This window comes from Thiohalorhabdus sp. Cl-TMA, assembly GCF_041821045.1.
Lineage (GTDB): Bacteria > Pseudomonadota > Gammaproteobacteria > Thiohalorhabdales > Thiohalorhabdaceae > Thiohalorhabdus > Thiohalorhabdus methylotropha.
Genome location: NZ_JBGUAW010000002.1, coordinates 175,576 through 188,444, shown reverse-complemented (window position 1 = coordinate 188,444; position 12,869 = coordinate 175,576). Strand labels below are relative to the sequence as shown.

Annotated in this window: 8 protein-coding genes; 3 read left to right on the top strand and 5 right to left on the bottom strand. The window is 67.4% G+C overall.

The window, feature by feature from the left end:
• Positions 1-451 precede the first annotated feature (451 nt).
• Positions 452-1,633, top strand: a complete 1,182-nt coding sequence (locus tag ACERLL_RS03130; RefSeq protein ID WP_373654599.1) for a D-alanyl-D-alanine carboxypeptidase family protein — start codon at positions 452-454, stop codon at positions 1,631-1,633.
• Here the strand turns inward: ACERLL_RS03130 and ACERLL_RS03125 are convergent.
• Positions 1,630-4,056, bottom strand: coding sequence for a penicillin-binding protein 1A (locus tag ACERLL_RS03125; protein WP_373654598.1), 2,427 nt, complete (start codon positions 4,054-4,056; stop codon positions 1,630-1,632). The genes ACERLL_RS03130 and ACERLL_RS03125 overlap by 4 nt on opposite strands.
• Before the next feature lie 311 nt (positions 4,057-4,367).
• On the opposite strand from ACERLL_RS03125, the gene ACERLL_RS03120 reads away from it, so the two are divergent.
• Complete coding sequence (locus ACERLL_RS03120; RefSeq protein ID WP_373654597.1) at positions 4,368-4,829, top strand: hypothetical protein; 462 nt, start codon at positions 4,368-4,370, stop codon at positions 4,827-4,829.
• Between the two features lie 46 nt (positions 4,830-4,875).
• Here ACERLL_RS03120 and ACERLL_RS03115 read toward each other — a convergent pair whose 3' ends face one another.
• Together ACERLL_RS03115 and ACERLL_RS03110 are read right to left on the bottom strand one after the other, a co-directional pair.
• On the bottom strand, positions 4,876-6,159 hold the full coding sequence (locus ACERLL_RS03115; protein ID WP_373654596.1) for a PAS domain-containing sensor histidine kinase: 1,284 nt from the start codon (positions 6,157-6,159) through the stop codon (positions 4,876-4,878).
• Between the two features lie 32 nt (positions 6,160-6,191).
• Positions 6,192-9,140, bottom strand: coding sequence for a CheR family methyltransferase (locus ACERLL_RS03110; RefSeq protein WP_373654595.1), 2,949 nt, complete (start codon positions 9,138-9,140; stop codon positions 6,192-6,194).
• Positions 9,141-10,041: 901 nt separating this feature from the next.
• Between ACERLL_RS03110 and ACERLL_RS03105 the strand changes: the two genes are divergently transcribed.
• Positions 10,042-10,671, top strand: coding sequence for a peroxiredoxin (locus ACERLL_RS03105; RefSeq protein WP_373654594.1), 630 nt, complete (start codon positions 10,042-10,044; stop codon positions 10,669-10,671).
• A 155-nt stretch (positions 10,672-10,826) separates the two neighbouring features.
• On the opposite strand, the gene ssb is transcribed toward ACERLL_RS03105, so the two are convergent.
• The gene (gene ssb / locus ACERLL_RS03100; RefSeq protein WP_373654593.1) at positions 10,827-11,321 is read right to left on the bottom strand and encodes a single-stranded DNA-binding protein; all 495 of its coding nucleotides are present in this window, start codon (positions 11,319-11,321) and stop codon (positions 10,827-10,829) included.
• Between the two features lie 42 nt (positions 11,322-11,363).
• Positions 11,364-12,764 (bottom strand): MFS transporter, encoded by a 1,401-nt coding sequence (locus tag ACERLL_RS03095; protein WP_373654592.1) that lies wholly within the window; start codon positions 12,762-12,764, stop codon positions 11,364-11,366.
• Positions 12,765-12,869 lie beyond the last annotated feature (105 nt).

The following is a 12,869-nucleotide window of genomic DNA, read 5'->3' as shown; positions in this document are numbered from 1 at the left end:
CCGTTTCTCCGCCGCGCCGGGAAGGCGGCCCGCCGACCGTTCCCGAAGTATACCCGTTTCCCCTGAAGACCCAACCCGCCGGCCCGGCACGCGGCCATCCGTTCTGTAGGCCGGGAATCGAATGAGGAAAGGAGAAAGGCCGTGTCGCCGCGTGTATGGCCAATGCGGTCCTGTTGCTCGTGGTGAGAGCGCTCGGCACCCAGACGCACCTTCAGCCCGGCGAGGAGTCCGCCCCACCCGAACCCGTGCTGACGGACACCAACCCGTCCCCTGTGGACCGTATTCGCCTCCAGCCGGCGGAGGGCAAGAACATCGAGGCGGCCGCTCGGGCGGTATCGCCGAAGCCGCCTGGCTCCTACAATCGTGGCGTCCGAACCATTACCCGCTGACCCGACCGCGAGGACGGACGATGCCCCTACGGAGGCGCTGCCCGGCAAGATGCTTCCCCTGGATGCTCGCCCCGGCGCTGCTCGCATTCGCGGCCACCGCCTCGGCGACCCCCGCGCCACCCGACCTGAACGCCGATGCCTCGCTGCTGATGGCGACCCGGTCCGGCCGCGTCCTGGCCAGTGAGCACCCCGACAAGCGGTACGCCCCCGCGAGCCTGGCCAAGCTCATGACCGCCTATCTCTCCTTCCGGGCCCTGGACGGCGGCGGGATCGCGGTAACGGACCAGGTACGGATCCGCGAGGACACATGGCGGATGTCGGGCGCCCAGATGTTCCTGGGCGTCGGCGAGACGGTCTCCGTGGACAAGCTGCTCCAGGGGCTGCTCGTGGCGGGCGGCAACGACGCCGCCCAGGCCCTTGCCCGGCATGTGGCCGGGAGCGTTTCCGGGTTCGTGCGCATGATGAACCGCCAGGCCGACGCCCTGGGCATGGAGCACACCCGCTTCGCCAATCCGAGCGGCATCCGCCACGCCGACCAGTACACCACCGCCCGGGACATGGCCACCCTGGCGCGCGCCCTTATCCGCCGATTCCCGAGCCACTACCGCCGCTTCCGCCAACAGGAAATCACGCACAACGGCATCACCCAGCGCAACCGCAACCGGCTCCTGGCGTTCTTCGAGGGCGCGGACGGGCTGATGACCGGATACGGCCGGAAAGCCGGCTACCACCTGATCACCTCCGCCCGGCGGGACCGGACGCGCTTTCTGAGCGTGCTTCTGGGCGCGGGAAGCAGCGAGGCCCGGTTCCAGGACGCCATGGCGGCGCTCGACTACGGCTTCCGCTTCTACGAAACCATCCATCCCTACGGGGCCGGCGAGCGGATCCGCGAGGTGCGGGTCTGGAAGGGCGAGTCGGACCAGGTGGCCGCCGGCGTCAGCCGCGACCTGTTTCTGACCATCCCCCGGAACCGGAGGGACGCGCTCCGATTCCGGCCCGAGATCGAGCGCCCCCTGAGCGCGCCGATCCGGGACGGGGAGCGCCTGGGCCGGCTGCATGTGGACCTGAACGGCCATGCCCTGGCCCGCCGACCCCTGGTGGCGCAGCACGGCGTCGCCTGGGGCGGCTGGATGCGGCACGTGGTGGATACGGTGCGGCTGGAGTGGAAGCGGTTCTGGAAGCGCCAGCGGCGCAAGCTCCTCGCCCACGACGAGGAAAGCACCGGCAACGGCCCCCCGGGCTAGAACAGGTCGTTCAGCAGGGAGCGCGCCTCCCCGGACCCCTCGCTCCCGTTCGCGGAAGGTGGTGTCGAGAGCCCGCCTTCCGGTTCCTCGCCCTGCGCGAGCGTGGGGGTGGTGGCGGTCCGCGCCGGCGCCATGCCGGCACGGAACCATTCGAAACGGGTCCCCGGTCCGGGGGATTCCGCCAACAGGCCGGTCTCCTTGTCGATCTGGACCCGGATGAGACCATCGGGACGCTCGAAGGGCGTGTACGCCCGGCCCCGCAGGGTCCGGGCCATGAATCGCGTCCAGACGGGGCTGGCGGCCCGCGATCCGGTCTCCTTCCGGCCCAGGGAGCGCGGCCGGTCGAAGCCCACCCAGACGCCGGTTACCAGGCGGGGCGTGTAGCCCATGAACCAGGCGTCCTCCTGCCGGTTGGTGGTGCCGGTCTTGCCACCCACCGGCCGGTCCATGCCGCGGTCCACGCGCCAGCCGGTGCCGTTTTCCACCACCTCCTGCAGCATGGCCGTCATCTGATAGCTCACCTGGGGGCTCATCACCCGCCGGGCGTGCTTCCCCGGCACGGTGCCGGTGTCGACGCGCTCCGGATGCCGGTCGAGTAGGACCCGCCCCCCGCAGGTAAGGATGCGCTCGATCAGGTAGGGCTCGGTCCGCACGCCCTGGTTGGCGAAGGCGGTATATGCCCCGGTCATGGCCCAGGGGGTGACGCCGGCGGTTCCCAGGGCCAGGGTCAGGTCGTCGGGCAGGCGCTCCCGTTCCAGGCCGAAGCGGGCGGTGAAGCGGCGCCCGTAATCCAGGCCCGTGCGCCGCAGGACGCGCAGGGCCATCAGGTTGCGGGAATGTACCAGCCCCTCCCGCAACCGGGTGGGGCCGTGGAAGGTCCGGGAATAGTTCTCCGGCCGCCAGGAGGAGGCCTCTCCGGACCCCCGGAACACCAGGGGCGCGTCGTTGATGAGCGTGGCCGGGGTCATGCCGCGGGCCAGGGCCGCCGCGTAGACCAGGGGCTTGAAGGCGGATCCGGGCTGGCGGCGGGCCTGAAGGGCACGATTGAAGGAGCCGGCGCCCGGCTCGAAGCCGCCCACCACCGCCCGGGCGGCGCCGGAATCGGGATCCACCGCCACCAGGGCGCCCTCCACCACGGGCACCTGGCTGAACGCCCACCCCGAAGCGGCTGGACGGAGGTGTACCACGTCCCCGGCACGAACCACCTGGCGCGGACCGGCGGGTGCCGGCCCGCGACTCCGGGTGGTGCGGAAAGGCCGGGCCCACTCCATGGTGGACCAGGGCACGAGCACCCGCCGCCCGTCGGCCAACAGCGCCCGCACCCCCTCGCGCCCCCCTTGCCCGAAGCCGAGCACCAGGGCGGGACGCAGCGGGCCCGGTGCCTCCAGCGCCCGGAGCCGGTTCCGCGCTTCCTTCAGGCCGTCCGGACCGGGCGGTCCCAGGTGGGCCACCGGGCCCCGGAAGCCGTGCCGCCTGGTATAGGCGAGCAGTCCCTCCTGGACCGCCTCCTGCGCGAGCCGCTGCAGGCGCCCGTCGATGGTGGTGACCACCTGGAGTCCGCCGGTGGCGGCGGTCTCCTCGCCGTAGCGGGCGATCACCCGCTTGCGCACCGCCGCGGCCAGCATAGGCCGGGGCTCGGCAACCGGCGGATGATAAGCCGCGTGGACGGGGGTCTCCAGCGCCCGCAGCACCGCATCGGGGCCCACCCAGCCGGCATCCAGCATCTGATGGAGTACGTAGTCCCGGCGGGCGCGGGCCCGCTCCGGATGGCGAATGGGATTGTAGTACGCGGGCCCCTTGGGCAGGCCGGCCAGCAGGGCCCGCTCCGCGAGGGTCAGCTCCGTCACGGGCCGGCCGTAGAACGTCCGCGCCGCGGCCTGCACCCCGTAGGCCCCGCTGCCCAGGTAGACCTGATTCAGGTAGCGGTGAAGCACCTCCCGCTTGGTCAGGGCTACCTCGATCTCGAAGGCGAGGAAGGTCTCCCGCAGCTTGCGGGATATGGTCCGCTCCCGGCTCAGCAGGAAGGTGCGGGCCACCTGCTGGGTGATGGTGCTGCCGCCCTGGACGAAGGCCCCGGCGCGGATGTCCGCGATCAGGGCACGGGTTATCCCCGCCAGGTCGATGCCCGGGTGGCTGTAGAAGTCCGCGTCCTCGGCGGCGAGGAAAGCACGCCGCATGCCCTTGGGAATGTCCTTCAGTGGGAGAGGGAGCCGATACTGCTCCCCGTACTGGCCGATCAGGCGGCCATCGGCGGTATAGATCCGCATGGGGACCTTGGGGTCGTAGGAGACGATCCGGTCGATGGAGGGAACCGTGACATACAGCCAGCCGGCCAGCAGCACCAGGAGCCCGGCGCCTCCACCCAGGCCCCAGCGCATGATGCGGCGCATCCGTACGCCAATCACGCCGGACTTCTTTTCCATGTCGGCCTTTTCCGGAGAATCTTGCATTTCCCTTCGCGGGCCCGCACGGACGGCGCCGGGGACGGTCGGAGCGACACCGGACATGCCCAGCATAGGCAGATTCCCGGTTCCCCTGAAACCCCTCCCGGCATCCCGTGGTCCGGCCACTTAAGGAAACCCCGCAGCGCTCCCGCGAAACCGGGGTCTCGCCCCATACCCGCCCCACTGGACAGCGAAGGCGCGCCGGTTCGGGGGCCGGATCCGGGTTTACCTGGGCGTCCGTGAAGACCTACATTCGGAATCGGGGGACGAATTCAGAAGGGAGACACCTTATGCGCCGCAGCTGGCTGCCCCTTAGTATCCTCACCCTGCTCGCGGCGGGATGCGGCGGCTCTGGCGAAGGCCCCGGCTTTTCCCAAGCGGTGAAGAAGCAGGCGGTTTCCACCACCCGGGCCAGCGTCTGGGTGGAAGAGGCCCACATGACGCGGAAGGACGACACGTTCGTCCTTTCCCTGCGCCTTTCCAAGTTCGCCAAGGACAAGCAGGCCCGCTATGCCGGTGCGCAGTTCGTGCGCCAGCTCCGGGACGCCCTCACCGAGGCCGCGGAGCGCTCGCCGAAGATGCGGGAAAAGACCTTCGCCTACAAAATCACGGTGCGGGACTGGGAGGAGCACACGCTACTGAAAGGGTCCAAGTCCGCCGGGGCGGAGCGGGTCGCCTGGCGGCACCCCGCGCCCCGGAAGGCCCGGGAGGCCGTGGCCGAGCAGAGGAGCCAGGCAATGAAGCAGGACTAGCCCTTCCCCGCCCGCTTGGCCGCACGATTACGAGGTCGTCCTATCGCTAGGGACAATGAGCGGGCAGCCGAACGATGAACTTGGCCCCCTGCCCTTGGCCGGGGCTCTCGGCCCCGACCTTGCCGCCATGCAGCTCCACCAGGCGACGGACCAGGGGCAGGCCGAGCCCCAGGCCGCCCGAATCGGCATCCGGGACGGGCTTCTGACCGACGTCCTGAAAGATATCCGAGAGCTGCTGGGACGTAAGCCCCCTGCCCGTATCACTTACAGCGAGGACAACCTGATCCCCTTCCCGGAAACCGGTCAGATAGATGGTGCCCCCGGTCGGGGTGAATTTATTGGCGTTGGCGAGGAGGTTGTTGAGGATCTGCTCCAGGCGGGTGGGATCGGCGAAGACGGGCAAGGGGGACTCGGGCAGATCCACGGAGAGGACCTGCCGGTCCTCCTCGGTTCTGGGATGAATGGAATCGACGGCCTGCCGGGCGATTTCCCGGGCATCCACCTCCGTCTCCCGCAGGGTGAGGCGCCCCTGCTTGATGCGGCTGAGATCCATGAGCTCTTCCACCAGCCGCGCTAGATGGCTGCCTTGCTGGTGAATGATCTGCACGGCCTCCTTCATGCGCTCGGAGCCCATATCGAGCTGGTCCCAATGCTCCAGGAGGTGTCCGCTGGTGGAGATGATCGGTGTGAGAGGGTTGCGCAGCTCATGGCCGAGCAGGGTCAGGAACGCATCCTTGCGCCGTTCTCCCTCGATACGGTCCCGCTCGTCCTGCTTGCTCTTGGTGATGTCTATGAGCACGCTGCGGTAGCAGGGCTCGGCGCCCTCGAGATTCGCTTCCGGGACCGTTTCCACCAGCACCTCCCGGGAATGGCCATCGGCGGGAGCCAAGGTCAGCTCCGCGACCTGCCTTTTTGAATACCGGGAAAGGGCGCGTCGGTGCAGGTACCAGGCATCCTGTGCCCCGGCGGCGAGGAATTCCGAGAAGGGATGTCCTTCCGCGTAGCTCCGGGTAATGGACAGCAGCTCCGTGGCCCGAAAATTGGCTTCCCGGATGCACCCCTGGCCATCCAGGATCAGGTAGCCGACGGGCGCATGCTGGAACAGGTCCCAATAGCGATCGCGCGCCTCGCTCAGCTCGACCTGCACCTCCTGGAGCTCCTCATTCTGGATGGCCAGCTCCTCCTGGTGGATATGGAGCTCCTCCACCACGGCCTGGATATCCTCCGAGGACAGCTCGGATACGTCTACTCCCTGGGCACCCAAACGCTGCCGCGCCCGGTTCCGCAGGCTATTGCCGCCGGCGTCCGGGGCAGATCCCTCTTCGGCCATTACGGCCTCCTACCGCCCTAGGAGGGCGGTTCTTATTCCGTCGCCATGGAGAGCAGGATCAGCTCCGGCTCTCCGGTTTCCCGCTGAAGCTGCCTGCCATTAAGCCAAACCCGTTCCGGGCCCGCTTCTCCGAAGTCGGCCTCCAGCTCGAAACCCCGAAAAGTCTCGGCCTCGGGCAGCACCTCCTCCAGGAGGGCCCGCAGCTCCGGATGGTCCCATTGTCCCGATCCCATCTCGAACAATTGCCGGCCTTCCACCTGCTGGGGCTTGAGCTGGAACACCCGATAGAAGCCGTCATTGGCGGACACCACCCGCAATTCCGGATCCAGCACCAGGAGGGGCTCCTGAACGGTCTGCACGATGGCCCGGAAATAGGCCTCCTCCGCCTCCACGCGCTTGACGGACTGGATGTCCTGGAAGGTGCACACCAGCCCTTTGATCTGGTTCTGGGTGGTGCGGTAGGGCCGGATACTCAGCAGGAACCAGTGGCCGCGCGTGCTCTGCACCTCGATTTCCCGGGGCGTCAGGGTATCCAGGACCTCTTCCGCGTCCCTGCTCAAGCCGTCGTACTGGAGCTCGGTGGTCAGCTCGTGGATGGGTCGCCCCGCGTCGGAGGGGCGCAGCGGGATCAGTTGCCGGGCCGCCTCCGTGAACCGCTTGACGCGCAGTTCCTCGTCCAGGAACACGGTGGCCAGCTCGGTGCTATCCAGCAGGTTCTTCAGGTCGTCGTTGGCCTCGGACAGATCCCGGACGCGGGCCTCGAGCTCGGCGTTGACGCTGCGCAGCTCCTCGTTGAGCGATTCCACCTCCTCCTTGGATACCTCCAGCTCCTCGTTGCTGCTCTGCAGCTCCTCGTTCATGGATTGGAGCTCTTCGTTCAGGGATTGCAGCTCTTCGTTGGAGGCCTGCAGCTCTTCAACCGTAATCTGCCGGTCCTGCCTGACGGCCTCCAGATCCCGTTTCAGCTGGGTGATCTGGTCCTTGGGCTCGCGCTTCGCCAGCTCCTCGGAGGTTCCCTCCGATTCTCCGGTGTCGGCCATTTCCCGGCTGCGAAAGGTCACCAGGCGAAGCCCCCGCAGGGCGCGGGGCGCACGGATGACCCGAACCTCCAGCACGACTTCCTCGGAACCTTCGTCGGCCTGGAGGTGGACGGCTTGCTGCAGCTCTTCCTGGCCGGCGCCGCCGACCTCACGGAGCGCCTTGCTCAAGGCGGCCCGCAGCCCGGGGCGGGCCATTTCCAGGATCTGGTTCCGCGCCGGCCCCTGGGCCGGCTCCAGGAACTGGCCCGTGCGGCCATGGAAGAACAGCGCCTCGCCCTTGTCGTTCACCAGCACGCTCGGGGGACCGAACTGGCTCGCCAGGAGCTGTTCCATGCCTCGCGTCAAATCACCGGCCCGCTCCTCTCCACTCCGCGCTTCCGCCGGCTCGCGGTGGCGGATTCCGGGGTGCTCCATCCGCTTGCCGGGCAGCTCCGGAAGCTGATTGCGCGACCCGTCCTGCTCAGCTCGATAGATCCGCCAGCGCTTGTGATACACGGAGAAGGCTTCGCTCAAATCATCCACCGACTCCGAGGGCCCCAGAAACAGCAGCCCCCCGGGGCGCATGGCGTAACGGAACAGGGGCAGGAGCTGTTTTTGCAGATCCCGCTCCAGGTAGATCAGCAGGTTGCGGCAGGTGATCAGGTCCAGACGCGTGAACGGCGGGTCGCGCAAGGCGTTGTGCTCGGCGAACACCACCATGTCGCGAAGGTCCTTATTGACCCGGTAGGCCTCCTGCTCGGCGACGAAATAGCGGGCCAGGCGCTCCTCCGAGATATCCTCGGCGATGCCGGCCGCATAGCGCCCCGCGCGCGCGGTTTCGATGGCCCTGGAGTCCACGTCGGTAGCGAAGACCTGCACGGGCGGCGCTTTTTCCAGCCGCTCCAGGCATTCCACGATGAGCATGGAGAGGGTATAGGCCTCCTCCCCGGTGGCGCATCCGATCACCCAGGCCCGGAACTCGCGCTCCTCGGAGGCCGCCGTGCGGAGCTGCTCCAGGAGAGGCTCCTCGGAAAGGATTTGCCAGGCTTCGGGATCCCGAAAGAAATTGGTCACGCTGATAATGACCTCCCGGAACAGGAGGTCCGTTTCGGCGGGGTTCCGGCGAAGGAAGTCCGCGTATTCCCCCGGGTCTTTGATCCGCTGCACGTGCATGCGCCGTTCAAGGCGCCGGAGGAGGGTGCTGCGCTTATAACCGGAAAAATCATTCCCGGTACGCTGGCGCACCAGACCCAGGATCTTGTCCAGCGTGCTCTCGGGAATTTCGGGAGGCTCGCTGGCGGAAGGAGCACGGTGCCATTCCAGCGCCTGCATGTAAGGGAGGAGCGTGGCCACCATCCCCTCCGGGTGCAGTACATAATCCACCAAGTTGGTTGCGATGGCGCTGCTCGGCATGCCGCTGAATTCCGCGGATTCGGGATCCTGGACCATCACCATCCCGCCCTCGGCCTTTACGGCCTTCACCCCCAGCGTGCCATCCGAGCCGGTTCCGGAGAGCACGATGGCGGCGGCCAGATGCTCACGCTCCGCGGCCAGGGACCGAAAGAACGTGTCCACCGAATGCGGCAAGCTCTTCCGGTGGTCGGCCACTTCCAAGGCGGTCGATTCCTGACCATTCCGCTCCCCGCGAACCAGCCGGTCGCCTTTCAGCTTCCATGTGCCCGCATCGGGCAGGGCCACATAAACGTGATCGGGCTCCAGAGGGGCCGCATCCTCGGCCTCGATCACCGGTAGAGCGCAGTTCTGCTCAAGGAGCTGGGGAAGCATGCTCCGGTGACCCGCGGGATGGTGGGTAACAACCACGAAGGCCGCGCCGGTCTCCTCGGGCAGGGTGCCGAGCAGCTCCTGCAAGGGCCTCAGGGAGCCTGCCGAGCCGCCAATGCCTACGACGGGGAAAGAGCCGGCGGGAGAATCATCCGTCGTTTCGGACGACGACTGGGTCATGTCAGCACCTGCAGCTATTGGGCATATGGGCCTCGGGAATAGGGACCATTGTCTGTTTACATGCTTTCTTAGTCCATGCCCGAAATGGGGCGTTCCCTATTCCTTTTGCCTTAAGGCGCAGCTTCGGGAAGTAAAATGCCTCCTCCATGCCCTTTCGGTAATACGCGCGACGGGATGGATGACTTGGAGCTTTATTGCATAACGCCAAGCTCCCCATCTGACAGACCCCCAAGAAATCCAGCAGACCGAAAGTGCCCCACCGCAATAGTCACTTGCATCATTACCCCCCTCAGGCGATCAGAAACAAGAATTTCAACTTATTCAACCCCGGCTTCAACGCGGGGCCACGGCGTTCGTCTCCATACGCGGTCTGATGCCCACAACCCGCCTGTTCATAACCGGTTCCGGGGGAAGCACCCCGGCCTGTGGTGTGCTGATCACCGCCGTCCCCGCCTGAGCAGCCGCGGTGGAAGAAGCCGCTTGAGGCCCGCCGCTTAGCCGAGGACCTTCCGGCGCAGGCTTCCTTTAGGCTGGCGTACCGGGGCACCCCCTGCCCGGCCAGGGATCTTCCGGGAGGGGTACCCGTAGCGGCGAAACAGGGTGCGAACCGCCTCGATGTGGCGCGCCTCCGCCTCGCGGATATTGACGAAAGGCCGTACCTCGCCGGAATCGGCCACTCTCCGGGGCCGGCGGGGGGCGGAAGCCCGTAAGGGCACTTTCCTGTTTCACGCAGTTACCCCGGCGCAAGATGCATGTTATGGGAATAAGAGTATTGGCCCTTTCCGGTGCCCCGGGCACCTGCCCCGAAGTTAGTCCCCGACTAGCCTCCGAGGCGGGAAACCGGGGGATACCGGCCCGAAAAGCGCCGTCAGACCACCCATTCGGTTCCAAGGAGGCACCCATGGCACTGCACATCGGCGATACCGCCCCCGACTTCGAGATCGACACCACCAAGGGCAAGATCCGCTTTCACGATTGGATCGGCGATTCCTGGTGCTTCTTCTTCAGCCACCCGGCGGACTTCACCCCGGTCTGCACTACCGAAATAGGCCGCACCTCCCAGCTGGCCAAGGAGTTCGAGGCCCGGAATGTCAAGCCGCTGGGCCTGTCCACGGATACCGCGGAGGAGCACGTCAAGTGGATCGAGGACGTCAATGACACCCAGAGCACCAGCGTCGATTTCCCCATCGTGGCCGACGCGGACCTCCGGATCGCCAAGATGTACGAGATGATCCATCCGGAGGAAAGCAGCACCGCCGCCGTGCGCTCGGTGTTCATCATCGACCCCAACAAGAAGATCCGCCTGATGATGACCTACCCCATGGCGGTGGGCCGCAACTTCGACGAGATCCTGCGCGCCATCGACGCCCTGCAGATCGGCGACGCCAACAAGATCGCCACCCCGGCGGACTGGCAGAAGGGCGGGAAGGTCATCATCCCGCCGAGCATCAGCGATGAAGAAGCGGAAAAGATGTTCCCGCAGGGATGGGATGAGCTCCGGCCCTATCTGCGCGTGACCCAGCTGCAATAGGGGAATCGCCCTGGACCCCACGAGCCCCTCCTTTGTGGCGGAGGGGCTCGTTCAGGCTTCTCGGCGATTTCGATCCGTGCTACCTGCGCGGAAAAAAAAGGCCCGCTCATAGCGGGCCTCGGAGAGATAGTTTCCATTTAAAGCAGGGGTGTTTTCTAGAACGGAATATCGTCCTCGAAGTCCTGGTCGAAGTCGGGCTGGCCGCCGCCTCCGCCGCCAGGGCTGCCGCCTCCGCCCTGGGGCGGAGTCTGGTCGAAATCGGAGGGCGCGGACTGGTCCCATCCGCCTCCGCCGCCTCGCCCGCCTCCGGAGCCGCCCCCGCCGAGCATCTGCATCTCGTTGGCCACCACCTCGGTGGTGTAGCGGTCATTGCCGTTATTGTCCTGCCACTTGCGGGTCTGCAGGCGACCCTCGATATAGACCTGCGAGCCCTTGCGCAGGTACTCCCCGGCGATCTCGGCCAGGCGGGAGAACATCACCACCCGGTGCCATTCGGTCTCTTCCTGCTGCTGCCCCTCCCGGCCCCGATAGCGCCGGGTGGTGGCCAGATTGACATTGGCCACCGCATTTCCGTTGGTGGTGTAGCGGATCTCGGGGTCCCGGCCCAGATTGCCCACCAGGATGACCTTGTTCACGCCGCCGCTGGCCATGATGTTTCCCTTCTTTTGTGTGCTTTTCGTTCCTGCGGGCCGTCAGCCGGCCGCCTCCGCTTCCGCGCGGGCCCAGTCCATGGCCTCGCTCAGGGAGGCCTCGTCGAGTCGCTGCCGGTCCACCTTGCAGTAGGCGGTCCCCTCGTCGGCGAACACCCGGGCCTCCACCACGCCCTCCACCTTCCGCAGGGCGCGCTCCAGGGCCTGCGCCTCGCCCTGGTCGAGGGCGCCCACGGCCATCATGCGGGTGGAAACATGATGGGGGACCGGGCCGGAGAGGGCCACCCCCAGCCACACCAGGGCCATGACGGCGCCGATCAGGAAAACGCCCTCCGGTCCGTACACGCCGGAAGCCCAGCCACCCAGGGTACCGCCCAGGAAGGCGCCGAAGAACTCCGCCACGTTGTAGACGCCCACGGCGGTCCCCTTGGCCGCGGCCGGAGCCGCCTTGGAGATCAGCGACGGCAGGCTCGCCTCCAGCACGTTGAATCCGGTGAAGAAGGCCACCAGGGCCAGCCCCACGGTCCAGATTCCGACCGGGAGCCAGACGAGCAGCAGCAGCGCCGCCGCGAGGGTAACGATGGCCCCCACGAACACGGGCTGCATGAAGCGCCGGGCCTCCGCCAGGAAGACCAGGGGGAACATGAGCACGAAGGAGACGAGTACCACCGGCAGGTACAGGAGCCACTGGCGCGACGTAGTCAGGCCCAGCTCCTCCACCAACAGCGGCGGAACCACCACGAACAGGGCGGTGAGCACCAGGTGCAGGGCGAAGATGCCGAAATCCAGGCGCAGCAGCGTGGGATCGCGCAGGATGCCCCCCAGCATCTCGCGGCTCAGCTCGGCATCGCGATGGCGGCCGGAATGCTCCGGCTCGGGCACCACCAGGAACACCACGCCGATGGCGCCCACGGAGAGCACGGCGGTGAGCCAGAAGATGCCCGGCACGCCGATCCAGTGCGCCAGGGTGGGGCCCAGCACCAGGGAGACGGCGAAGGAAACGCCGATGGTCATGCCGATGAGGGCCATGGCCCGGGTACGGGTCTCCTCCCGGGTCAGATCGGCCACCAGGGCGATCACCGCCGCGCCGATGGCCCCGGCGCCCTGGAGGATCCGCCCCAGCAGGAGCAGGTATATGGAATCCGCCGCCGCGGCCACCGCCGAGCCCACGGCGAACAGCACCAGGCCGAAGGCGATCACCGGCTTGCGGCCCAGGCGGTCCGAGGCGGCGCCGAAGGGGATCTGCAGCAGGGCCTGGGTCAGCCCGTAGGCGCCGATGGCCATGCCCACCAGCAAGGGCGTGGAGCCGGCCAGGTCGTGGGCGTAGAGGCTGAGGACGGGGAGTATGAGGAACAATCCGAGCATGCGGAGGCCGAATATCCCTGCCAGCGACAGGGAGGCCCGGCGCTCGGCGGAGGACATGGCGATCTTTTCCTCGCTCAAAAACGGTTCTCCTGCGGCCCCCTCCGGGGCTGGCTTTGCTCATCCCGCGCGAAAGGGGCTATGATACATCGTTTCCCGGCCCCCGGCATAACCGGGGGCGGATGG

Bases quoted from the DNA above. Each gene is read 5' to 3' on its own strand.
- ACERLL_RS03130 (WP_373654599.1), top strand. From the start codon at position 452: ATGCTCGCCCCGGCGCTGCTCGCATTCGCGGCCACCGCCTCGGCGACC.
- ssb (WP_373654593.1), bottom strand. From the start codon at position 11,321: ATGGCCAGCGGCGGCGTGAACAAGGTCATCCTGGTGGGCAATCTGGGC.
- ACERLL_RS03105 (WP_373654594.1), top strand. From the start codon at position 10,042: ATGGCACTGCACATCGGCGATACCGCCCCCGACTTCGAGATCGACACC.
- ACERLL_RS03125 (WP_373654598.1), bottom strand. From the start codon at position 4,056: ATGGAAAAGAAGTCCGGCGTGATTGGCGTACGGATGCGCCGCATCATG.
- ACERLL_RS03120 (WP_373654597.1), top strand. From the start codon at position 4,368: ATGCGCCGCAGCTGGCTGCCCCTTAGTATCCTCACCCTGCTCGCGGCG.
- ACERLL_RS03110 (WP_373654595.1), bottom strand. From the start codon at position 9,140: ATGACCCAGTCGTCGTCCGAAACGACGGATGATTCTCCCGCCGGCTCT.
- ACERLL_RS03115 (WP_373654596.1), bottom strand. From the start codon at position 6,159: ATGGCCGAAGAGGGATCTGCCCCGGACGCCGGCGGCAATAGCCTGCGG.